Here is a 25093-nt window from a genome sequence, read left to right on the forward strand (position 1 = left end):
AAATTCATATGATTATTTTGCTGCGTTTTGTAAAGCCTCAATATTTGGTTCTTCATTATTAAACCATTTCTTATATATCTCTTCGTATTTTCCATTCTCAAATAATGTCACTAAGGCTTGATCAAATTCATCCCTTAATTCACTGCCTTTTGGAAAAGCAATCCCGTAATATTCCGATTTAAATTGGTTTTCATCGACAGCTGTTTGAACGCCACTATCAGGGTTATTTTTTTCATATTCTAATGCCACTGCGATATCTGTTACGACAGCTTCCACATTTTTGCTTTGAAGCGCTTGAAACATGAGTGCAGCTGTTTCATATTTAGAAATATCGGATGAGTTTTTACCGACGACAGCTTCAGCCGAGAACTGCCCTGTCGTTCCGTTTTGCACACCAACTTTTTTCCCTTTTAAGTCTTCGGCGTTTTGAATATCTGTTCCCTCTTTAAATACAATCATACTAATTGATTCAAAATATGGGGAGGAAAAATCGTACGTTTTTTTTCTATCCTCATCCATTGTAATCCCGGCAATACCTATATCAAGTTGCTCACTTTGTAATCCAGCAAACATTGCATCCCAACCAGTGTTTTCCATTTTCACTTCATACCCAGCCTCTTTTGCTAAAGCATTTAGTAAATCCACGTCAAATCCGGTCATCTCACCTTTATCCATAAATTCAAATGGTGCAAATGTAGCTTCTGTACCGACATTTAATACCTTCTTCTTATCAGAACCATCATTGTTTGTTCCTGTCCCACAAGCAGATAATAGCAATGCACAAACCGCGGTTAATGCAAAAATTGATTTTTTAAAAGTAAATTTCATCATTATTACTCCTCTGTATGTATTCATTATAAGTATAATAGCTTTTTCCTAACGAAAATACAAGCAAATTCCGTTATCTTTATAAATAAAAAGCTATTTCTGTGTATATTTATTCATACACACATTGAGTATATTAATGTTTTAACATTTCTCTTAATAAATATTTGTTGTTTTTTCTCAAGATTTTCGGTATGATGAAAATTGTGCGCAATCGCTTGCATTAATTTAATTAATCAATATATAACAATTATCACCTTATGGAGGAGAAACACAATGAAAAATTTAAAACGTTTACCTATATTTTCTTTTGATTTTTGGCAAAAGTTCGGAAAGGCTCTAATGGTCGTTGTGGCAGTTATGCCTGTAGCTGGAATAATGATTTCTCTTGGCAAAGCGTTAGATATGGTTTCCGGTGTCGTTTTGGTGCAAACGATTGCGCGGATTATGGAAGACATGGGTTGGGCAGTCATTGGTAACTTACATATTTTATTCGCTATAGCAATTGGTGGTTCTTGGGCTAAGGAGAGAGCCGGTGGCGCTTTTGCGGCTCTTCTAGCATTTATTTTTATTAACCGAATTACCGGAGCTATTTTTGGTGTAGATTCATCTATGTTATTAGATGGTGAAGCAACGGTTCGTTCTTTAACAGGTAATGAAATGGTCGTTGAAGATTACTTTATTAGCGTCCTCGGAGCACCTGCCCTAAACTTAGGTGTATTCGTTGGTATTATCTCAGGATTTTTAGGTGCTAGTTTATTTAACCGCTTTTATGCTTTTGATAAATTACCTGATGCACTTGGATTCTTTAATGGTAAACGCTTCGTCCCATTTACTGTAATGGCTGGATCTATAATCGTTTCCATTGTTCTTGCTTTCATCTGGCCACCAATTCAAGGCGGTTTGAACAGCTTTGGAGAGTGGATTGCTACGTCAAGAGACACAGCTCCAATCATCGCACCATTTATTTTTGGTACAGTGGAGCGATTAATACTTCCATTCGGTTTACATCATATGTTGACAGTTCCAATCAACTATACAGAATTAGGCGGCACATATATTGTGCAAACAGGTAAAAATATCGGCCAAGTAGTTGCTGGACAAGATCCACTATGGTTAGCATGGGCAACAGATCTTTATAATGCAAGCATACAAGGTGATACAAAACTTTATAGTGAACTTGTTGAGAATGTGACGCCAGCACGATTTAAAGCAGGACAAGTTATTTTATCTACAGCTTCTCTAATTGGTATGGCCTTTGCTATGTATCGTAATGTTGATCCAAGCAAAAAGAAGAAATATAAATCAGTCTTCCTATCGGCTGGATTAGCAGTATTTTTAACAGGTGTTACGGAACCAATTGAATTTATGTTTATGTTTGCTGCTCCACTACTCTATGTTGTGCATGCTATTTTAACAGGTCTTGCATTTGCTGTAGTTGATTTTATTCAATTACGTGTCCATGCGTTTGGGATGGTAGAACTATTAACAAGAACACCTTTAATGATAAATGCTGGTCTCGGTAAAGATTTAATAAACTTTGCGTTTACCTGTCTTGTTTTCTTTGCTCTGAATTTTACGGTTGCAAACTTTATGATTAAAAAAATGAATTTACCAACTCCTGGACGAAACGGGAATTACATTGATGAAGAAAATGAAAATACTCAAAAGGCATCCGCAAACAATGAAAACGATAACTCCCAAGCAGGTCAAATTATTGCCTTACTTGGTGGAAGCGAAAATATAGCTGAAGTGGACGCTTGTATGACAAGGCTCCGAGTAACAGTTAGAGACGCGAAAAAAGTAGCAGAACAAGACGAATGGAAGAAAAATGGTGCTCTTGGTCTTATAGTAAAAGACCAAGGCGTCCAAGCAATTTATGGTCCAAAAGCAGATGTTTTAAAATCTGACATCCAAGATCATTTGGGAGTATAATCATATGAAACTCTTAACCATTAATGTCCATGCATGGCAGGAACATAATCAATTAGAAAAAATAAATGAGTTAGCCCGTGTTATTCATATGAATAGATATGATGCAATTGCCTTACAAGAAGCTAGTCAGCATCGTGAAGTCGATATCGTCTATGACTCCATTCGGAAAGACAATTACGCCTTGCTATTACAACAAGCTTTGGCCAAACTTGGTAGTAGTGATTTTAATCTTTTTTGGGAAGCTACTCACTATGGTTATGATATTTACGAAGAAGGCCTCGCCCTTCTCGTACGTCATCCTGTTGTAAATTATGATTCTTTTTATATTACGGAGTCCTCTTCCTTGGATTTTTGGAAATCCCGTAAAATTGTTGGTATTACTATTCAATTGAACAAACAAATGATTTCCTTATACTCCTGTCACCTTGGTTGGTGGGAGGATAAAGAGGAATCTTATACGCGCCAGGTTGATAATCTATTAAAAAAAGCTGAAAAACATGAAAAGTTTTTATTGCTCGGTGATTTTAATGCTGCTAGTAATAAGAAGAATGAAGGGTATGACTATTTATTAAGTAAGGGATTATATGACACTCATGTCCTAGCGCATGAAAAATCAGGCGAGTTCACTATCCAAGGGGACATCGCTGGCTGGGACGGTAATAAAGCAGGGTTAAAAATTGACTATATTTTTGCGAATTGGCAAGCAGGTGTAAGACACTCCCATATTATTTTTGATGGAAATAACGAGCCTATTATTTCCGACCACTATGGGATTGAACTAGAACTATCGATTTAACTTATTTTTATGAACGAACAAAGGCTACTCAAATATGAGTAGCCTTTGTCTATATTCGATCATTCTTAAGGTTTTTCATGTGTTACATACGTACCTGCAATAAGGTCATGAATGCTCCGTTTATCTTTACGAAGTCCAATCATAAAAGCAGTGACAATTGCCGCTATTCCGAAAGTGATTCCATAAATAATACCAGCGACAAATGTACGTAGAAGCATGGCGCCAATACCAAGTTTTTCTCCATTCACTTTCACGATTCGAATACCACAAATCTTTTTACCAACAGTATAACCAAACCAAACAACTGGCAATATCAACGTATATGCGAATGTTAATGAACTACTAAATGTGCTGTTCTCCATATCTCCAGTAATAAGAATACCTAAAATTGCTAATGGAACCCCTATAATCAAACCATCTAAAATATTTGCACCTAATCTAATCCAAAAACCTGCTGGATTTGTAACCATTTTTCCCCACTCCTTATATACTCATTGATATTACTTCTTTAATACTTCCGACATGTCTTCCATGCCATATTGGATCGAATACATGAGTGGTGTTATATCTTCTACATCACTCACCTGTGGATCCGCACCTGCTTTGAGAAGTAGTTCCGCCACTGCTGTACTTCCACCTTGTACCGCATAAAATAATGGTGTCCAACCATCATAGTCTGCCGAATTGGGATCTCCACCAGCATCTAATAACAACATTAACAATTCAGTGTTTGCTCGCTCTGCAGCGATCATCACTGAATTAGAACCATACAACGATTCTTGATTCGGATCCGCACCAGCATTCAATAAATAATAAGCCAAATTTCTATTCCCAGCTAATACAGCCCAGTGTAATGCCGTATTACCTTGTGAATCCTGCGCTTCTAACTTTTCACCTTTTTCCACTAACATCTTAACTTTGTCCATATCGTTATTTACAACTGCTTTAATTAATTCTGGAGTTTCTACTATTTCTTCCTCATCATAATCAGAGGTATTATAATCAGAGCTATCATCCTCATCCAATACACCATTTGCTTCCATCGTCTCGACATAAGCTACAAGTTTACCTATCCCATATATGCCACCCCAAAATAAAAGCACGAAGGAAACCAAACCTGCAGTTATCCATATCCAAGCCTTATTCGAAGATTTATTTTTGTATGAAATAAATTCTTCATCTTGAAAAAACACACCTATTTCGCGGATTCTTTTTGGCAATGGAGGGTGCGATGATAATATTTCACTTAACCATACGAAAAAGCCACGTTCTAATTCCAGCTGATCTACAAATGCTGTACGATTAACATCTTTGTACAATTCCTTTCCCACCGCTAGTATTACTAAGCCATTTTTTGCAGCTTCCGTGCTTCCAACATAATGGGTAGCATATCTATCACATGTATATTCACATGCACGTAAATATAGTTCTCCAATTGCTGGTAACCACATAGCTGGTAAAATAAACATTGTTTTCGAGAGATGTCTTCGTTTTATGTGTGCAAGTTCATGCGCAATAACAAAGTTCAGTTCCTCTTCTCCGCCTTTTTTATATAGCTCAAATATTTCCGAATACAACACAACCATATTTCTTCCAAAAAAACGTGTAGCAAACGCATTAAGCGTTCCGCCTGATTCAGCTACATATATATCTGGTGTATATGAAAGTTCCATTTTGGCAGATAATTCTCTCGTCTTTTGATAAATTTCTGGAAATTGCTGCTCGCTTAATTTGACTGCATTTGTTCGAATATGTCCTATCATAACAGCATGAAAAAATAGAGAAACTAAAAACAAACTAATAATAATAAAAATTCCAATAATAGAAACAAGCAAAACTAAGTACATGATAATACTAATTATTAATACAAGAGCAAAATACTTTTTCTCATTTTTATGTATTAAATCCCCAACTTGTATTTCTTGATGCATCCAGCTATCCCCTTCCACTATCTTGCATGAACATTGGCAACCCCCTAATTAGGATAGATGAAACATGAATATTTTACCATAGGTGAAAAGTTATATTTTATCACTAATCCTTCCTATCATTACAATAAGTTCACATATTCTGTTTTTATTTAACCCTTTTGGGGTAACTTAGAATTAGATGAGAAAAGGAGGATATATGATGAGTGAAAAAGAGCAAACAAAAGATAATGATTCTGTCGAGCAAGATTTAAAGGTAGAGATGGGCATGGATATTGAGCCACAAAGAGCAACGAATGAGAAAGATCCTGAAAAAACAAATAAAAAATAATATGATTAAAATGCGTAAGAGGATCCTTCATAGGGTCCTCTATTGTGTATCTAAGTCAATATTTTACTTTATTATGTTCGTTCCATTCCCTTTATAAACTGACCAGATGATAACAAAAAACAAGAAATATCCATAGAAAGAATAGTAATGTTTCCATTCATTACTATGATAAAAGAACCCCCATTGTTCCATCTTGTTTTCAACAGTAAAAACCATTAGACTAAGGAAAATGATAAATACTGATCTATTCCGTCGATTCATCTTTCTCATCGCCATAAGAAATAGCATAGTGAAACAGGGAAGTATAAGTAAAGTAAAGGCAATATTAATAGAAAATACGTCTGGGAAAGGGCGGATAGGAAATTCATACATATTTCTTCCAACAAAATATAGATCTAGATATGTTCCCAATAAAGCTGCAAATAAAGCTGCGTAAACTGTATTATAAAAAGATTGCTTTTTTTGTAATAGTAGCAATCTCCAACTTCTCAAGCGTTTCACAGTATTCATTTACTATCTCTCCTTTAGCGTGCCCTTGGTTTTCATGCAAATAATTTATCACATTTAAATGACTAAACCAATCACTGTTTTCGGCCTCAGAATGTTGAACATTTTTCCACGCATACTCAAGTCTTGGACTGTATAGCCTATTTGCTCCTTTTCGTAACCGACAAGCAATTAACCTCCGCTTAAGACTTATTCCAGGAACGCCCTCATTCACATCATTAAAAATGTCTTGCCAGTAATCTTTCCGTGAACCGGTATGTGCGTGATTAATTGCCCATTGTAAAACTTTTTTTAATTGACCACTCGACTTAAATAGTAAACGATATAATCTTTTACCTAAGATTATTCGTTCGTGAAGTGAATCAAAATGATGGAGTGTCAAACCGATTAATGTTAATTTCCCACTCTCTTCAAGTGGAAATAAAATATGATTGAGTGAGAGCAAATCTTGCAAAAAAAACTCAAGTGTGTAGATCACCTTTTCCTTATAGATAGAATTTTGCAAGATTCTTTGTTCTAAATAATTTTGTTCATTAATAATCAGACCAATTGTCAGAATATTACGGTCTTTAGTTTTCCAAAAGTGATTCCAGATCACTTCCATAAATATGGAAACGTTTAAGAACGGTAATAGATAAAATAAATTTTGGTTTTTTCTTTTACTTTCGGCATACAATAGAAACTGCGGATATGCATCCTGAAAAATAAGCCAGTTTCCTCGTTCCAAAAAGGAAAAAAAGTCCTGTACTGTTTTTTCATTCATTAGTCTCGAAAGCAAATCCCCTCTTAAATCCGTCATATTCCAGCCACCATTTCTAGAAACCATATGCCCAAGAAATGCCCAGTGAATTTCAGGATAGTTAAGATAAAAATCTAAGTATGCTTTTGTGCGGGTTACATTATTAACATTCATTTGCTTCGTTTTCATCGAAATTCGTTTAAGAAGTTCTTTATCTTTCTTGGATAGTCGCGACTCATTTTGAGTGATTGCATGTTGTCTCTTCTTTAATTCAGATTTGATTTCAATTAAACCTACAGGCAACCGTGTTTTCCAACCTTGTTTTTTCTTGAAAAATATATCTGGTCACCTCCGGGAATATTTGTTTGTTCATGAAGATGTATGATTAAATATGACTTTTTAGAAGGGGCGATGTAGCATTGGAACATCAAACTAAAGAAGCAATAGAACAAATAGTCCAAAATCTTAAATTGGCACAAACAGCTAATGGTTCATGGGACTATCCTTTTGATACGGGAATCTCTACAGATGCCTATATGATTATTTTATTAAGGACATTACAAATAAATGATGAAGACTTCATTTTACAATTAACAGAAAGGATATGGAGCAAACAGGAAGCCAATGGGGCGTGGAAACTTTTTTATGATGAGGGGAGCGGAAACTTATCAACAACCGTTGAGGCCTATTATTCTCTTTTATATTCTGGCTATGTGAACAAGGATAATAATCGACTGCAAGCAGCTAAAAGCTTTATCATAGAAAATGGGGGAATAGAAAAGTCCTTTATTTTTACAAAAATTATGCTTTCCTTAACAGGACAATATTCATCACCGTTCCATTTCCCCCTTCCAGTTGAAATGATACTTTTACCATCTTCCTTTCCAATAAACTTCTATGATTTTTCAGTATTTGGTAGAGCGAATCTTGCACCAATAATGATTCTATCTGCTACAAAGTACAGTAAAAAAACAAATAGAAGTCCTAACCTGTCCGATCTATTTGTTTCAAGAGAAGATGACTTTTTCAAATGGAAGCAAACACGTGAAACAAAAAGATTATTCTCGACGATTGAACAGGGAATCACTAGTTTATTAGGCTTGCCCCAACATATCCATTCCCTTGCTATCCATCGTGCAAAACAATATATGCTTAATCGTATAGAGCCAGATGGCACTTTTTACAGTTATTTTAGTTCTACTTTACTTATGATTTTTGCCCTGCTATCCCTTGGCTATTCAAAAAAGGACCAGATTATCATAAATGCTATTAAAGGCTTAAAAACAATGAAATGTAAAATTGATGACCATACTCACGTACAGTACACAACTGCAAATGTATGGAATACGTCTTTAATTAGTTATGTTTTGAAAGAAGCAGATCTTTCATCTACTGATCTAATAGTTGCAAAGGCAAATCAATATTTAATAAGAAGGCAACAATATAAATATGGAGATTGGTTGATTCATAATCCAATAGGTTTACCTGGCGGTTGGGGTTTCTCCAATATTAATACGATAAATCCGGATGTAGACGATACAACAGCTTCACTAAGGGCCTTTTCACAAATCGTTCCAGCTAACCTTAGCTTTCGCTATGCATGGGATAAAGGTATTCAGTGGGTTCTTTCCATGCAAAATGATGATGGAGGGTGGCCAGCATTTGAAAAGAATGTCGATAAAAAATGGTTGAATTTGCTTCCAATCGAAGGTGGCAGATTTTTATTAACGGATCCAAGCAGTGCGGATCTAACCGGTAGAACGCTTGAATTTCTAGGCAACTACACAAATATACCTAAAATTCATCCTGTGATAAAACGTGGAGTAGATTGGCTTTTGCAAAATCAAGAAAATGATGGTTCATGGTATGGACGTTGGGGGATTTGTTATATTTATGGAACATGGGCAGCCATTACTGGCCTCATTGCTTCTGGTATAACTCCAAAAGAAAAAGCGATCGGAAAAGCAAAAAATTGGCTACACGAAATCCAAAATAAAGATGGCGGTTGGGGAGAATCTTGTAAAAGTGATCTTAATGAATCTTATATTCCTCTCGGTGCCAGCAACTTAACCCAAACAGCTTGGGCACTAGATTCCCTTATAATGATTTCCGACAAGCCAACTCCAGAGATCCAAGCAGGTATCACCTATTTACTTAAATCTTATGATAAAAAAGATTGGACAACAAATTATCCCGTTGGGCAAGGAATGGGTGGGGGCTTATACATTCATTATCACAGTTATCAATTTATTTTCCCTCTATTAGCTTTGATTCATTATCGTAAGAAATATGAATGATAAAGGGTTCGAATGTTATAGCAACAGACTCAATATATTTTTTACAATGATAATCATCCAAGTTATTAAAATCCGCAACTCCGGAGAGTGGCGGCTTTTAATAACTCATATATCGAGATCTTTTATGTAATTCCTTGATGCGGTGAAATAATAACACTTCCTAATAAACCCGTTTTATAATGAATTTCCAATACATCTCTTGAAGATAATATTCGATAGCCAACGAAAATGTTTCCTGTTTCGTGTATACTTGTAATACTCGCATAAGGGATCTTACTACGGATAGGACCACCAAGTATAAACAAACATTCCTTGTAGAGTTTATATTCAATATCTAACCAAATCGTAAAATAAACATCCACCACATATGATAAATAAAGCGATCATTAACCAAACGAAAATCCAATCAGTCTCTTCCACTTAAAAAACTTCATAAATAGCAGTCCATAAAGTAGCCACCCCTATTAGCAACAAGGCTCCAAAGATAAAATATGAAAAAAACAGATCTCTTTTCGCTTTGAAACTAATATATCTCACCGCCTTTTTTATAATTCCCGCAAATCCAAAATGGGATCCAATTTATTGAATGTTTTACTTTCAATTATTCGTTTAAGCTTTTGTGCCGTGAATTCCGGTGAACTAAGTTGACCTTGCTCCTTATAATCGATAAACCTGCCCACCAATTCAAAGTCCTTCTCATCAACACTTCGAATTTTCTCTTGCATTCCAGTGTCTATAATCCCTGGTGCAATCGAAATAATTTTAACCCCATTTATTTCACCATCTTGTTCCTGTGAAACGACTCTTGTGTAATGGTCAAGGCCTGCTTTACTAGCACAATAACTACTCCAACCAGTATAAGGATTGCGTCCGGCTCCTGAAGAAATATTAATTATCTTCTTCTGAATAGGATAATCTTTTACATGTTTAATAAATGCCGAACTCAAAACCATTGGTGCAGTTAAATTAAGGGTAATACTTTTATTTATACCTTCCGCTTTATTATTTTCTGTCCGTCCAATCGGATCGACGACACCTGCGTTGTTAATGAGTGTAATAGAATGTGGATTGGCAGGTAAATGGGCAACCATCGTTTTGATTAACTCCTCTAGCCCCTCTATATTTACTAAATCATATTCTAAAAACACAATATGACATTCCTTTTCTTTTCCAAGCTGTAGTAATTCCTCATTTGTCGTCCGAGCAACACAGATGAGTACGTTATTTTCACTCATTAACTCCTTACTTAGTGCTAAACCGATACCTTTAGACGCACCAGTGATTAAATATACATTCATGTTTTATAACTCCTTTTTATAAATATATTTTCTCCACCATATTCTTACAAATGAAATAAGCACAAGAGAAAGAGAAAAAGTAATTTCGGCGTTTTTCAATTTTGCTCTTGTGCTTAAATGTGGAGTCATTCAATAGGGATAAAGTTCATGGAGATAATAGTGGAAGTTTTTTGATGTGTTAGTTGGCTAGCCAAGCCCACCGTTTTTGATTCGATTAATTTCCTTTTCATGCCCCTATTGGCGCATCGCCAAAAAATCAATATTACCCTCCAAACCGTCAAATCTTTCGTAAGATTTATCTTTAAACTTGTACATCCCATTTTTAAATTGGTACAGTTATCTTTAAATTCAAACATTATTTCTAATAACCTATCAAACTTTTCATCCGCCATTAAAATCACTTTTTATTTTATTTCGTCTATTATACTATAGATCGTAAAAAGGATAATTCAAGTATGATGATAAAACGACATCATTCTTTATGCCTTTTGACTAGTATGGATTGCATCTATTATGATGCTAACTGCCTTACTCTCTTGTGATTTTTCCATATTATCAACTATCTTCTCTCTTTGGTCTTGAAGTTCGATTAACTGTCTAAAAAGTATATCACTCGTTAATTTTTCTTCTTCTAACATTAAAGCATACCCTTTTTCGCAAAAAGAAATGGCATTTAATATTTGATCTCCCCTGCTTTGTGATTTAGGTAACGGAATAATTAACATTGGAATATGTAAAGATAAAAATTCAAATATTGCGTTAGACCCGCCCCTCGTCAGCACTAAATGAGTAGCAGCTAATATATCTGGTAGTTCCTCTGTTACATATTCAAATTGCCGATATCCCTCTATATTTGCATAATTATTGTCTAACTGAGATTTTCCACATATATGCACCACTTGGAAATGTGGAGTGAGTTTCGGAAGCATATCTCGTATTGTTTCATTTATTTTCTTCGCGCCAAGACTACCTCCCATGATTGTTAATATAGGTCGTTGTTTATGAAAACGAAGATACATTTTCCCACGAGTTGCATTACCTTGAAATAATGCTTTTCTAATCGGCGATCCAGCAACTACAGTTTTCTTTTCTGGAAAATGACAAGCAGCCTCTTCAAAGGATGTAAATATTTTATCTGAAAATTTCATCGCAATCCGATTAGCCAAACCAGGTGTTAAATCACTTTCATGTAAAAATACTGGAATGCGAAGTGACTTGGCAGCTAGAACGACTGGTACCGTCACAAAACCTCCTTTAGAGAACACTAACTGTGGGTTGATTTGTTTAAGCATTCGCCTCGCTTGCCAAATTCCTTTTATTACTCTGCCTAAATCCAACATATTTTCTTTACTCATGTAACGACGAAGCTTTCCACTTGAAATTCCGTAATAGGTAATATTATTTTTTTCGATAATTTCTTTTTCTATACCAGCAAACGATCCGATATAATGTACATCCCATTCATTACTCAGTGATTCTATGATGGCAATATTTGGTGTGACATGTCCTGCAGATCCTCCACCAGTAAAAACTATTTTTTTAATACCCATCATGACTTTCCCCATTTCTGTTATTAATAATTTCTAAGTGTTGTCCAATAATTCCATGCATTTAAATAAGCCGGTAAATCTTGTGGATGATGATAGATACATCTCAGCATTCGAATATACAACCCAATAATTACTTCCTCCACTAATTGTTTTTTATCATTCTGGAAATTTGGAAGCTCTTTCGCTACTTCAAAAATAACTTCCATTGTAAGTTGCTCTGGAGAAGAACAAAAAGCAAAAACAAGTTCATAAATCAACGGACCAGCAAGCGGCATTGGGTCGATAACGGCGACCAACCTATTATCCTTTTGTAAAAAGTTATGTACACCACAATCTCCATGTAATAGATAAGGCTTACCATTCCTTCTGTTTTCTTTTTGGGCAAGACTCTTTACCAACTCATAATCTTTGTCAGTCAATCTAGCACCAATGATTTCTCTTGCCGCATTAATTTCTCCAACAAGATATTGATGCCAATTAATGCTTAAGTCTTGTATCCACCCCCAATCATCATTGTTTGTAGGTGTATAATGAGAAATCAGTTTACTTACTAGTTCCTTTAAGAATATTTTCTTATTGCTTATTCCTGTCTTTACTTCCCCGCTCAGGTAGGTATAAATATAGTAATTATTACTTATATCTACATAGACAACTTTTGGTAAAATTTCAACACTTTGATAGGTGAATAAATAATGTGATTCTGCTTTTATCGTGTCACAATCGTTATTTTTTAAAACATATTGATGATGGTTATCCCCTAACAGCTTCCATACGCTACTAGATGTTCCACCTTTCAATTCCTCCCATTCCATTATTTTAAAAGGAAGTAAGTTCAAGTTATTTATATTCCAAATCCACTCATTTATACTCCGCACTTGGTTCTCCTCCAATTTTCCAAACTATTATATTCAAAGATTACCAAATAAAGTAATAGCCTGCTATACTAAATATTATGAGAAGGTTCTGTATTTTTCAGAACTATTAAAAGGAGTGATCATGCTATGCCGAATCTTTCTGTCAGTACTTGGAGCTTACACCGAAATCTCGGCCCTCTCCGTTGGACTGTTTGGGACGATGAACAAAACGAACAAATAGTGGAAATAAAAGCGCAACCTGAAACGATAAAGCTTTTAGACCTACCTGAAAAATTAGCTTCTAAAGGATTTGATATGATCGAAATTTGTCATTTTCATTTTCCAAGCACGGACTCGGAATACTTAAGTGAATTGCGCAACGCATGTAAAAGGGCAAATATTACATTCCACACCCTTCTGTTAGATTATGGAGATATATCAACTAATGATCCTATTCGTAGAGAAAAAGACCTTGAATTCATTCAGAACTGGATTGATATTGCCGCTACTGTTGGGGCAGAACGCATCAGAGTTATTGCTGGAGACTCCAGTCCTGATGACTCGGAAGCACTCGAACGATCCATACAAAATTTAAATAAGCTTGCACTTTATGCTACAGATCGTGGAGTCCGCATTGTGATCGAAAATTTCCGTGCCCTTACTTCCAAGGCTGATAACTGTATCAAAATATTAAAAAATAGTGATACGTCTATCCGAATGATTACAGATTTCGGGAATTTTAAAGGAGATGATAAATACGAGGAATTGGCCACTATACTTCCTTACAGTGATTCCGTTCATGCGAAGGCAAATTTCGATTCGGATGGTCTACCAGATATAGAGGAATTTCGCACTTGTTTAGATCTATTAGTTGATACAAACTATAATGGTTCGATTACATTAATTTATGATGGACCAGGTGATATGTGGGAAGGGATCGAACGTGTTAGGAAGATTGTAGATTCTTAACTTTAATTCGGAACTTTGTTCATTTAAATGGCTGCTGAGACTTTTTCTCAACAGCCATAATTATTATTTTGTTTGTTTAAACTTAATTTTCATCGCCTTAGCCATCAAGCCAGGTAAGTCTGTGTTTTCATGTAATCCTGCAAATAAATCTGCACTCGGTCCAAATGCATATAAAGGAATATCAACCCCTGTATGCTGGGTGCTAGTCCAACCTACAAGTGCATGTTCAGAAACAATTTCATTAATCGCTATACTTGGTTTGTCAGCTGTTTTCACCTTTTCTATTTCATCATTTGATAAATCAAGAGTTGTATACTTCTTAACGATTTCTTTTATATTACTTTTATTAGCGTTTATTTGGCTAGCCATAAAATCACCAGTTGCAGTAACATCACGTAAAACCTCTATCTTTGCATCGTATTCACCATAGCCCCCTACAGACATTCCACCAGTATCATGATCACCCGCTATAACAATCAACGTCTTCTTATCCTTTTTGGCAAAATCGAGTGCTTTTTCAACTGCCTCCTCAAATGCTTGCGAATCTTTCATTGCCCATGCAGCATCATGTGCGTGGCCAGCCCAATCAATTTGACTTCCTTCTATCATTAGAAAGAAACCATCCTTATCTTTATTAAGTGTTTTCAACGCTGAATCTGTCATTTCCGCTAAGCTTGGCTGCTTTTTTTCATCTCTGTCTAATTCCGGTGCCATGCCTTCTTCCGCAAATAATCCAATCATTTTTTTCGCTTTATTTTTTTTCTTTAAATCATTTCGTTCTGATACGATTTCATAACCATCTTTTTCAGCTTTTTTAAGTAAGCTATTTGGAAAATACTTTTTGCCTCCACCAAGAATGACGTCCACATCATTTTCTAAAAGCTGTGGTGCAATATTAGCCTCGTCTGCACGAGATGCAACATTCGAAGCAAAAACAGCCGGAGTAGCATGTGTAATTGTTGAGGTAGCTACAAGGCCAGATGATTTACCTGCATCTTCAGCTGCTTGTAAAATTGTTTTTAATTTTTTTCCTTCTGGAGAAGTACTAATCATTCCATTATTTGTTTTCACTCCGGTTGCCATGGCTGTGCCAGCAGCTGCCGAATCTGTTACTTCAGTATCGGCGGAATACGTACGGTGCATCCCAACTAACATAGAATCCATAGCTGATTCTTCACCTTTATACCAACGATAACTTGTTGCATAGGAAGCAGAATAACCATCAGGAACCATGAATATTACATTTTTCACATTCCCATTGTTCTGATGAGGTTTCGCTTTCACTGTAGATGAATGCCAATTAGCACCTACTAACATACCAATCGTAATAGTTGAAACAGCTGTAATGGACATCACTTTCTTTTTCAATGAAGTTTTCATTTTTCCCCTCCTTATCTTATGTACAATCTAATCATATAATTGGGATATGGAAGTTTCATAAAAATCATGTAAAAGATATGTAAATCTATAAAATTGTGAATAAATAACTATTCTTGCTCACTATTTCAGGACCTTTACGCTATATATTTTACGTATTTTATACAAATATGCAGCGTATATCTGTGTTTCTTACCAATTCAATTTATTTCTCAATACTTTAGACACAGCAACGTTCGAAATGAATTTACATAATATTAATAATTTATACTAAGATCTAGCTTGAATTAAGTATTTAACTAAACATAAAAAGCCGCATTAAAAAACGTGCGACTTTTCTCTTTCTATTTTTCATTTTGAAACGCATATTTATCCTCATTAAGAGAAACAAAAGTTCCCTTTTACATTAGATAGCTTAAAAAGGTGAACAGGGAATAGAAACTAAAAGTATACTTTATGATAGGCTGTCCAAAAATAGTTGCATTAACTTTATGGATACCACTACCTCTTTATTAATTAAATCCTGTGCTAGCTCCTTGATCGTTTATTTCCTTTCTAGAGTTAATCTAATGCTAAAATGAGCATTTTAGCGACTTATAAAACTACATCTCATGTCTATATGTTTAATAAAGATTACAATTTATATTTTCTTATTAAGTATGTTGGTGTACAGCTCCATGCATGACAATAGCTATTAATTAGATCGCTACCATAAGGTGAAAAGTTCTTATTTCCCGGGTCATATAATTCCCAAAATGTATCTGCGCCGTCTTCGATCATGCCACCCCAGTACAATTTCATCATCGATATTGCTTTTTCCTTTTCATCGACTAAAATAAGCGCCTCAACTAAATGATGGTACATATATGGTGTTGCTAATCCACATTCAGGTTTGTCTTCCAAGAGACGATTCATCAGCTCTTTATTCTCCTCAAACGGTAATATATCAGCAAGTACCATCCAAATCTGACTAGCCCACGATACTTGCCGATTATCACCACTAATAAAAAATTTCTGCTGCTCATCCCATAAATATTTTATAGCACCCTCGATGGTATTAGTTAATTGGATTTCCAACCAATCCTTTTCCGGTCTTGCCAACACCTCGGCAAGACGGATTGCTTGTTTCATTGTATAAATTAATATTGCTTGTGATGGGGTTTGTTTATTTAAACCATCCTTCCAATCGATAAATGACCACCAATCACTCGAATCTTTTACAATACAACGATTATCAAGACGTGCTAATGCCAATTCTATTTGGCGATACGCTGTTGGCCACAACTCTTTTAATGTAGTAATATCCTTTGTTGCAAAATAGTAATCATGTAGCGTTGCAGCAAAAAATAAAGAATAATCGTATAGAACAGTATCATCTGCAATCAGCGATGGTGCGGTAAAAACATTCGCAGTTACCTGTCCCCTATCATCTGGTACACCTGCAAAAAGATAGAGACAACGTTTAACAAGATCTTTTGTTTTGAAAGTTTCATAGTCTGCAAGCGCCTGCAAACGTAAATCACCAAGCCATAAACGACGATCACGCTTCGGCCCATCTTCAAACACATCCTGCATGCAATCTGCTAGTGTTTTAATACTTACTTTATCAATTCTCTTGAGCATTTCATCCGTATGCTGAAGTGGCTTAACCCCTGCTATATTGGCGGATGTTACTGCTTTACATTCAACATTTTCGAATATAACTTGATATTTCGGTGATGTATCCAATATTTCAAACTTAATGTACCTAAAGCAATATCTTCTAGGCAAATCTATTTTACCTGGTAGTACATCGACGTAAATCGTTTCCTCTTGGAGCCATGAGCTACTTAGCCAACCATCGTATTCTTCGAAAGGTTCGGCCATTTCAACTGGCATTTCGCCAATCGTTAATTTTAAACGAAGTGGTGCATCTGGTGGGCTGCCAACCGGTCGAATATTCATCGAAATATACCCAACGTAATGGTCTCCAAAATCGAGAATAAATGATTCGTCCTTTCTGTACTTGCGTTCATTAAGTGCGGAAATAGGCGCTTCTGTTTCTACTTCCCATCCGTGAATCACTTCCGAGTTTTTTCTCACTTTTACAATCGATATAGGTTTTACGATAGTAGTATATAGTTCTGGTTTTAAATGATTTGCCTTTTCAATAAAATCTTCATTATATATAGTTACGTAATGATCATTTTTTTGAATATGTAGTGCGTTACTCAAATTACTGCCTCCTCTTTTTCATCATATCGCGCATTAATCTCAGCTCGAATTTTCGGGTAAACTTTATCGAGGTTATAAAAACTCATTACAATCATTGATATGACTACAAACACGGCTGGAATAATTAAGTATCCCATCTTAATAGCCAGCAATGCGGAATCAGACTGGGGCTGATTAGGCATATAATTACCCAATGTGAGCATTAAGCCAAACAACGCTCCAGCAACCGCCATCGTCACTTTACCCAAGAAACCATTTAATGCAGAAAGCACTCCCGCCGCATTAATTCCTGTTTTCCACTCTCCATAATCAACTGGATCTGCTTGCATAGAGAAATAAATACTTTGGCGCAAACCAAAACCAAATGCTGCAATTACTGCGCCGACAATTAAACCACTTACATTTAAACCAACGATCAACATGATCAGAATACCCACTAAATTAATCACACTTGCAATCATAAAAAGTGTTCGTTTATACACTTTCTGAGCGATGAAGGGCGTCAGAAAAGTACCAAAGATTGGAACAAAGGAACCTATACCTGCGATTACGGCAACAAGATCCGGGCGACCAAGATTATATGTAACGTAATATATAAGTGCTCCTTGTTGAAAAAAATGGGAGCCCCACATAAAGAAAATATTCGTAGCAAAAATATAATAGGGTTTATTTCCTTTCAATGTCGAAAATGCTTGTTTTACAGTTACCTTTTCATATTGAACTTTTATTTTTTCCTCTACATTTTTAAATGTTACAAAGAACATAAGTGCGGCAATCACACCAAAAATTACCATCGTCCAGAAGAATCCTTGCGCCTGTGAGCCACTGCCGAGTGCTTTAACCATTGGCATTGTTAAAACACTGACCGCCGTTGCTCCAATAAAGGAAAAGATGATTCTGACAGTTGCTAACATCGTTCTTTCCTGTGGATCACTTGTTAAATTCGGTAAGATAGATGCTAATGGGATATTTACCATCGTGTAGGCCATTGATAACCCCATATAAGTAATATAAGCATAAATCACCTTACCAGTTGGACCGATATCGGGAACATAAAATGCTAGGATACCTAAAAGAGCAAACGGAATTGCTCCGAATAAAAAATAAGGACGCGATTTCCCCCACTTCGTATTTGTTTTATCGATAATCACTCCCATGACAATGTCTGTAATCCCATCCACTATCCTTGTTAAAAGAAACAATAGAGCAACTTGCGCTGCCATCAATCCCATTACATCTGTATAATAAAACATTAAATACAGCGTTATCATTTGCCACACTAAGTTACATGAAAAATCCGCTAAACCATATCCAACCCGTTGCCGCCAAACCCCTATATTAGCATTCATTTTATTTACCCCTCCTTAACTTTCTTCACTATCAAATTCTATCTATCTTAATTAAAGCGCTTTATGAATGCGCAAACAATGAGTGATTCACAGATAAAAGTGCCCATTTCACAGGTTAAAAAGGAATAAACGTGCAAACTGCGGCCACATGATTTGGGGATGACGACGTTGCCACACAACTTAGCGATCTTTTTTTAGTCGAAGAATCTTATTAAGATGAAATAAAGAAACTCGGTAAGCCACAAAAAGCAAAAGGCACTCTTTTAGGTGCGACAAGCAAGAAAGTCTCTCTTTATCTTTAGTCAGATTAACTTATACCTCGAGCACCTAGCGCCTGTAGCTAGACGTTAAAAAATCCCTATAACAATAGATAGAGATTCATCAAATGACTGTTTAATTTTTATTATTACGAAAGCGATTTGGAGTCCTATTAAAATACTCTTTGAACTTACGGTGAAAGAAACTGGTACTTTCATAACCGACATGGTTAGCAATCTCATCGATGCTTTTATTCGTATTTTTCAAAAGTGATGCGGCATGAACCATTCGCTGCATTTGTATAAGTTCTAGAAATGATTTTCCTGTCTGTTCCTTCAACATATTGCTGAGATAATTGGCATTGAAATTAAACGTATTCGCTAGTGAGCTTAATGTACAATTTCGAAAGTTTTCTTCAATATAATGCAAAATATCGACTATACTTGTAGTTTTCCCTCTATCTTTACTTTCAAAATTTTTATCGAGTTGATAAACGCGCATTAATTCAATAAACATAATCGGTAAATATGCATTTATCATTTCAGTAGAATGATCTTGAGGAGCAAAAAACTCATAAAGCATATTCTTAATAATCCACTGTAAATTCTCGTTTTCTTGAGAGTGGAACAATATATACCGATCATGTTGCTGATTTTCAGAGATAGCATTCATCAAAAAATCAGAAACCAGCCCTTTATTGCTAAACCTACTCCAAAAAGCTGTAGAAAAAGTTTCTTTTTTCATGATAATATTCACTAATATATCATCACTTCCAAGTGCTAAAATGCTATGTGGGACATCTGTATCAAGTAGACAAACTTGTCCCTTTTTTAGCAGTACTTCTTTCCCGTTTATCATCTGGCGGCAGATACCTGAATATACATAGTTAATTTCAATAAATGAATGAACATGAAGTGGCATATCTGCAAAACGATGATGTTTATTAATGAAAATGGGCCCCTTGTCAAAAAAGTAAAAATCCTGCATTCTTGGGACAGCGCCTTTAGCTTCAACAAGCAATTCATTACCATCAAAATCATTAATATTTTCCTTGGTTTTAATTTGAATACGTTCAATAGAATCTAATTCTCTTAAATATTTATCAAGCCACTCGTATTGCATCATTCTTCTCCTTTTAACTTTCAAAATTCTATATGTTTGGAAATCTCACATCTTCTTTTTTACTAATATAATTTACTATTTTTTCCTTCAACTTTATTATTTTTCATTTTACTTATCAATGACCATGACTCCTTAATCTTATACCAAAAATCCCTCCTGCTATTCGATACAGGAGGGATTTTATTCATTTGGGTTTAGTAGATAATCTCAAATTATTATCGAATTTTTATTTAGTCGAGGAAATCTTACCTCAAATTCATGTTTTTTATAACTTAAATCGACTAACTTCCGATTGCAAATCCACTGCTAATGTAGCTAAACCTTGACTACTAGAAGATATTTCTTCTGTTGCTGCCAATTGTTCCTCTGTAGCGGCATTCGTTTCCTTGGCTCCATGTGCTGCCTGTTCAGCAAGCTTCTTTATTTCATCTCCGCCTGATGCTACTTCTTCTGAGACTGCTTGAACCTCTTCAATTGCTGCGGATACAGTTGCAACTGTATTGCCTACTTCATTTACTGCTTTCTCTATTTTCATGAAAATCTCACGCGATTTTCCAGAAGCTTGAAGCCCCATATCAATTTTCTCACTCCCGCTACTAATTGAATGGACTGCACGATTGGCATCTGCCTGAATAACCTTTACCATACTTGCAATTTCTGATGCGGATTGTTTCGACTGTTCAGCAAGTTTACGAACTTCTTTAGCCACAACAGCGAAACCTTTACCATATTCCCCTGCTCTTGCCGCTTCAATTGCTGCGTTTAAAGCAAGTAAATTTGTTTGCTCTGAAATATCAGTAATGATAGATGTAACATGCTGAATATCAGTAGAATGGTTCGCCATGACCTTAATAGAAACGGCTGTTTCGGTTATTGTTGAATGAATATCATTCATTTGATCAGAGACAACACGTACAATAGCTGCTCCTTCATCTACAAAAAGATTCATCTTCTCAGTAGATTGAAGCATTTCTTCATTACTTTTACCAATCTGATAAATCCCCTTTGCCAGCTCGGTCATAGACAAAACGTTATGAGCTACTATTTGTATTTGCTGTTCACTACCTTTCATATGCATAGCTGCCGACTCAGCAACTAATTCGGATGAAGCCGTGCTTTCTTCCGAACTAGCCGATAATTGCTCTGATTGAGCAGCAAGTTGCACAGCTGAATCATTCATACTCTGAATAACTGAACGCAAATCTACCGTCATTTTGTTAAATGCGAAAGCCATATCACCAATTTCATCTTTATTTCTCACATTCATTTCCTCAATATGTAAATTTCCATTTGCAATCAGCGTTAACCCTTCCGTCATCTTTCGCACCGGTCGAGATATACTCCGACTAATAATCGCTGCTGCAATCACTAGGCTGATTATTGTAGCAACTATGATAAGACTAACCGTAAATATCGTTGCTCCAAACACAACAGTATCAAGATTCTCTCGAGCATTTCTCATATTTCTCTCTTGTACATCTTTTAATTTTGATGCCTTTTCCATGAGTATATCATTGAATATCTCCGCTTCGTTAGCTACTCTCCTAATCTCTGTATTATCCTGACTTTTCATTTTCGCTAAAGCCTCTTCTATATGTGTTGTATACATTGTTTTAGCTAAGCCGACTTCCTTAACTAACTGTTTTGTATCAGGATCATGGGTAATATCATCCAACTTTTTATGGACAATAAAATAAGCTTCATCTATATTTTTTAGCGAATCAAATTCTTTTTTATTTAAATTGATAATAAGGTCTTGCACGGTCTTTACTTCATCTTTTTGAATACTAATTAATTCATTCACCAAGTTTACCTTATGAACACGATCATTTAGTAAATGCTTATATTCTTCATCAATACGGAACATAGTCATTAATAATAATATGCCTACAACTACCAACATAAAAAGGACAGCTGAAAATCCGAGCCATAATTTCTTTGCAACTGTAAACTTTAATTTCCTCATTTTTATATTCCCCCTTAACATAATCATCTTCAACAATATAAGTTGTCATAACAAATATACTCATATTATATAAAATTTCCTTTATGGATGTTGCTAATTTGTCTAAACGCTTCATTCTCTATACTTATCTTATCGGATGTTGTCATGACAAATTCAGTTAATATAAAAATTTAATAAATATTATTGATTAAAAATATTCATTATATACTTTGAATTAATAATATTTTATTTATCAAACGACGAGCTTTTTGTTTCACTCTTAACAAGCTAATGCTTTTTTATATTTTTCATATTAAACATTTTTGTTATGTTGACGATAACAATATAGGTGAAAGGATGGGAGTAATACTGAGGTTTTATGTGATTAAATTTAAGGTGGCTGTACAATAAAACATATACTATGTGTGATATAATCGGCTAGCTAACATAAGGTACGCAACTGTTAAATTACTTTTAACTTGGCAATCCAATATATCCACCTTCACAATGATGCGATCTGCTGATCGCTATTTTTTTGCATCTCCCCTAGGAAGTTCGAACCAATTTCACCATGATATCGATATTTCCAGGTGGTGTTTTTATCGAAAGTACGGATTTTTTAATAAGGATATTTACTTTAATTAATGGTAAGGGGACAGAATAATGTTTGGAAAATACAGTACTAATAAGGGATTTTTATATGCTAGGTCCATTTATTTAACTTTTATTTTAATGATGGGCCTTTTATTGGCTGCTTGTGCAGGAGATATTGAAACCAATGGTAAACAAATTGATCAAGATAAGAAGCAAACAGAAGGTGAACAGCTATTTACTCCTAAAATGAAAATAAATAGCTCTATAAATGATGATAATTTAAAAATCATTGGAGAAACCAATCTTCCTGATGAAACAATTTTATTGTTAGCATTAGAAAGTTCAAATAATGAAAGAACAGAGATAGTTGTCACTGTTAAGAGTGGAAAGTTTTCAACCGACTCCATCCCTGTTGAAGAATTAAAATCAGGTAAACAATTGATTAAGGCTTCTTTAGTCGACGAACAGCCTGATCCTGTCATAAATATAATTGGTGAAAATGGAAAATGGCTTACTGGTTCTCTCATTAATGAAGATCAGAAATTTCTACTAACAGTAAGCATAGACGTACCTGAATTGAAAGATGATTCCATAAACGGAATTAAAACAAAAGTCAAAAGAGTTGTTGATGGAGATACGATAAAAGTTACTATGGATGGTAAAGAGGAAACAGTCCGTCTTATTTTAGTTGATACCCCTGAAACGAAACACCCGCAAATGGGAATTCAGCCGTTCGGTCCTGAAGCCTCTGACTTTACAACGAAAACTTTAGATGGTCAAGAAGTAACATTGGAGGTTGGTATTGAGGAACGTGATCGATACGGAAGACTACTAGCCTATGTATGGATTGGGGACAAACTATTTAATAATATGCTGCTAGAAAAAGGACTAGCTCGGGTTGCCGTCTTCCCCCCTAACACAAAGTATCTTGATCAATTTAATAGTACTCAAGATAAAGCAAAGGAAAAAGCTATTGGTATTTGGTCAATTGAAAACTATGTAACAGATAAAGGCTATAAAGAAAAAGACGAAAATAACAAATCAGCTGCTTCTACATCATCAAATCAAAAAAAGTCGGAAAATATAGTCGCGCCAAAACAATCAACTGAGCCAGCGACAAAATCCATCGAAAAATCCAAATCTGAAACAAAAACGGCGCCTCCCTCAACGCCTAAGCCAGCGCCAGCTCCAAAACCGACTTCAGATCCTCCAGTTGAAGTAGCTACTAACTGTGAAGGTCAAATCAAAGGAAGTAATAACGGTATCTATCACACACCAGGAAGTACGTATTACAGTAGAACAACAAATGTAGCTCAATGGTTCTGCTCTCCAGAAGAAGCTGAAAAAGCCGGATATAGGGCACCAAAACGATAAAGGTATGAGTATTTAATCTTTGAGACCTCATTATTTATGGGGTCTTTTTTACGTATAACAAAATTCATGGAACATTTTCCCCTCAAACACATATGGCTTATAATTTGTTTAACGATGAACAATAAATCTTTCCAGTAAGGGCGCTACTTTTATAATAGCGTTCTATTATTAGTATTTCCGGTATAAATGAATGGTTAGTAGATATTTTTCCTATATTTTTTAATTATTGATTTGTTCATTATCTAATTTGTATCAAAACATATTTTAAGCGAACAATAATGATAATCATATTAAAAGTAATGGAGTGTTTATACATGACCCTTAAAATAATTTTATTCATTGTTTTTCTTTTACCTTGGTTATCTTTATTTTTTGCTTCAAAGGAAACAATTAAAAAATATATGCCTGTTACGATATTCACCGCGTTTTTAATGACTATCATTTTTCAAATCGCCTATACATATAAATGGTGGACCATTCATGAATATATTGTTCCTTGGGGTTATATGAATGATGTAAGTTTCACATATGGATTATTTTCAGTAGGAACCTTTTGGATTTTCGTCCTCACCTTCCATAAATTTTCGACTTTTATCGTAACCAATTTCGTTATGGATGCATTAATGAGCTTTATCGTTCTTCCTCTTCTAAGAGTTGCAGGTATTTCGGAATATAAAAATATTGCTGCTTGGCAATACTTTTTAGTTATTTTTTCACTTTCATTTGTCATCTATTTTTATCATACATGGCAATCCAAAATTTTCATTTCAGATAAAGATTAATTATCAGTAATGAAATCGTTGCATTGTACACTGTCCCAACTGGTAATAT

Annotated in this window: 21 protein-coding genes; 7 read left to right on the forward strand and 14 right to left on the reverse strand. The window is 35.1% G+C overall.

Features of this window, described 5'->3' with window-relative positions:
* Nucleotides 1-12 precede the first annotated feature (12 nt).
* Nucleotides 13-828, reverse strand: a complete 816-nt coding sequence (locus BLE01S_RS09410) for a basic amino acid ABC transporter substrate-binding protein (RefSeq protein WP_174521718.1) — start codon at nucleotides 826-828, stop codon at nucleotides 13-15.
* Between the two features lie 273 nt (nucleotides 829-1101).
* Here BLE01S_RS09410 and BLE01S_RS09415 point away from each other — a divergent pair, with 273 nt between their 5' ends.
* Both BLE01S_RS09415 and BLE01S_RS09420 read left to right on the forward strand, forming a co-directional pair.
* Nucleotides 1102-2760, forward strand: a complete 1659-nt coding sequence (locus BLE01S_RS09415; RefSeq protein ID WP_066140259.1) for a PTS transporter subunit IIBC — start codon at nucleotides 1102-1104, stop codon at nucleotides 2758-2760.
* Between the two features lie 4 nt (nucleotides 2761-2764).
* Entirely contained in the window at nucleotides 2765-3556 is a 792-nt protein-coding gene (locus BLE01S_RS09420) for an endonuclease/exonuclease/phosphatase family protein (protein WP_066140262.1), read from the forward strand.
* Nucleotides 3557-3621: 65 nt separating this feature from the next.
* On the opposite strand, the gene BLE01S_RS09425 is transcribed toward BLE01S_RS09420, so the two are convergent.
* Nucleotides 3622-4026, reverse strand: a complete 405-nt coding sequence (locus BLE01S_RS09425) for an RDD family protein (RefSeq protein WP_066140265.1) — start codon at nucleotides 4024-4026, stop codon at nucleotides 3622-3624.
* Nucleotides 4027-4056: 30 nt separating this feature from the next.
* Entirely contained in the window at nucleotides 4057-5487 is a 1431-nt protein-coding gene (locus tag BLE01S_RS09430; RefSeq protein WP_066140269.1) for a M48 family metallopeptidase, read from the reverse strand.
* Nucleotides 5488-5686: 199 nt separating this feature from the next.
* Here BLE01S_RS09430 and BLE01S_RS20780 point away from each other — a divergent pair, with 199 nt between their 5' ends.
* Nucleotides 5687-5815 carry a 3-methyladenine DNA glycosylase gene (locus BLE01S_RS20780; protein ID WP_111703498.1) on the forward strand — a complete coding sequence of 43 codons (129 nt, stop codon included), beginning with the start codon at nucleotides 5687-5689 and terminating at the stop codon, nucleotides 5813-5815.
* Between the two features lie 63 nt (nucleotides 5816-5878).
* On the opposite strand, the gene BLE01S_RS21345 is transcribed toward BLE01S_RS20780, so the two are convergent.
* Nucleotides 5879-6325, reverse strand: coding sequence for a CBO0543 family protein (locus BLE01S_RS21345; RefSeq protein ID WP_145981931.1), 447 nt, complete (start codon nucleotides 6323-6325; stop codon nucleotides 5879-5881).
* Nucleotides 6258-7400 carry a DUF2515 family protein gene (locus BLE01S_RS09440; protein ID WP_066140277.1) on the reverse strand — a complete coding sequence of 381 codons (1143 nt, stop codon included), beginning with the start codon at nucleotides 7398-7400 and terminating at the stop codon, nucleotides 6258-6260. The genes BLE01S_RS21345 and BLE01S_RS09440 overlap by 68 nt, the downstream gene beginning before the upstream one ends.
* Before the next feature lie 80 nt (nucleotides 7401-7480).
* On the opposite strand from BLE01S_RS09440, the gene shc reads away from it, so the two are divergent.
* The gene (gene shc, locus BLE01S_RS09445) at nucleotides 7481-9358 is read left to right on the forward strand and encodes a squalene--hopene cyclase (protein ID WP_066140282.1); all 1878 of its coding nucleotides are present in this window, start codon (nucleotides 7481-7483) and stop codon (nucleotides 9356-9358) included.
* A gap of 122 nt (nucleotides 9359-9480) precedes the next feature.
* Here shc and BLE01S_RS21385 read toward each other — a convergent pair whose 3' ends face one another.
* From BLE01S_RS21385 to BLE01S_RS09470, 4 genes are all read right to left on the reverse strand, one after another.
* A complete protein-coding gene (locus tag BLE01S_RS21385) occupies nucleotides 9481-9723 on the reverse strand; it encodes a PH domain-containing protein (RefSeq protein WP_066140285.1) in 243 nt (80 codons plus the stop codon).
* 180 nt (nucleotides 9724-9903) lie between these two features.
* On the reverse strand, nucleotides 9904-10656 hold the full coding sequence (locus BLE01S_RS09455; RefSeq protein ID WP_066140287.1) for a (S)-benzoin forming benzil reductase: 753 nt from the start codon (nucleotides 10654-10656) through the stop codon (nucleotides 9904-9906).
* 479 nt (nucleotides 10657-11135) lie between these two features.
* Nucleotides 11136-12206 (reverse strand): undecaprenyldiphospho-muramoylpentapeptide beta-N-acetylglucosaminyltransferase, encoded by a 1071-nt coding sequence (murG, locus tag BLE01S_RS09465; protein ID WP_066140294.1) that lies wholly within the window; start codon nucleotides 12204-12206, stop codon nucleotides 11136-11138.
* Between the two features lie 23 nt (nucleotides 12207-12229).
* Nucleotides 12230-13081 carry a phosphotransferase gene (locus BLE01S_RS09470; protein ID WP_066140297.1) on the reverse strand — a complete coding sequence of 284 codons (852 nt, stop codon included), beginning with the start codon at nucleotides 13079-13081 and terminating at the stop codon, nucleotides 12230-12232.
* 126 nt (nucleotides 13082-13207) lie between these two features.
* Between BLE01S_RS09470 and BLE01S_RS09475 the strand changes: the two genes are divergently transcribed.
* On the forward strand, nucleotides 13208-14029 hold the full coding sequence (locus BLE01S_RS09475) for a sugar phosphate isomerase/epimerase family protein (protein WP_066140300.1): 822 nt from the start codon (nucleotides 13208-13210) through the stop codon (nucleotides 14027-14029).
* A 63-nt stretch (nucleotides 14030-14092) separates the two neighbouring features.
* Here BLE01S_RS09475 and BLE01S_RS09480 read toward each other — a convergent pair whose 3' ends face one another.
* The 5 genes from BLE01S_RS09480 to BLE01S_RS09500 form a co-directional block, all read right to left on the reverse strand.
* Complete coding sequence (locus tag BLE01S_RS09480; RefSeq protein ID WP_066140303.1) at nucleotides 14093-15409, reverse strand: alkaline phosphatase; 1317 nt, start codon at nucleotides 15407-15409, stop codon at nucleotides 14093-14095.
* Nucleotides 15410-16039: 630 nt separating this feature from the next.
* A complete protein-coding gene (locus BLE01S_RS09485) occupies nucleotides 16040-17620 on the reverse strand; it encodes an alpha-L-rhamnosidase-related protein (protein WP_066140306.1) in 1581 nt (526 codons plus the stop codon).
* Entirely contained in the window at nucleotides 17617-18969 is a 1353-nt protein-coding gene (locus BLE01S_RS09490; protein ID WP_066140311.1) for a glycoside-pentoside-hexuronide (GPH):cation symporter, read from the reverse strand. Before BLE01S_RS09490 ends, BLE01S_RS09485 begins: the two co-directional genes overlap by 4 nt.
* Before the next feature lie 393 nt (nucleotides 18970-19362).
* Entirely contained in the window at nucleotides 19363-20349 is a 987-nt protein-coding gene (locus BLE01S_RS09495) for an AraC family transcriptional regulator (protein ID WP_066140314.1), read from the reverse strand.
* Between the two features lie 265 nt (nucleotides 20350-20614).
* Nucleotides 20615-22315: a methyl-accepting chemotaxis protein gene (locus tag BLE01S_RS09500; protein WP_066140317.1), complete on the reverse strand. Its 1701-nt coding sequence runs from the start codon at nucleotides 22313-22315 to the stop codon at nucleotides 20615-20617.
* 642 nt (nucleotides 22316-22957) lie between these two features.
* On the opposite strand from BLE01S_RS09500, the gene BLE01S_RS21135 reads away from it, so the two are divergent.
* Nucleotides 22958-24262, forward strand: coding sequence for a thermonuclease family protein (locus BLE01S_RS21135; protein ID WP_066140322.1), 1305 nt, complete (start codon nucleotides 22958-22960; stop codon nucleotides 24260-24262).
* A 314-nt stretch (nucleotides 24263-24576) separates the two neighbouring features.
* A complete protein-coding gene (locus BLE01S_RS09510; protein WP_066140325.1) occupies nucleotides 24577-25044 on the forward strand; it encodes a hypothetical protein in 468 nt (155 codons plus the stop codon).
* The last annotated feature ends 49 nt before the right edge of the window (nucleotides 25045-25093 follow it).

Source organism: Lederbergia lenta NBRC 16444, from assembly GCF_001591545.1.
Taxonomy (GTDB): domain Bacteria; phylum Bacillota; class Bacilli; order Bacillales; family Bacillaceae_C; genus Lederbergia; species Lederbergia lenta.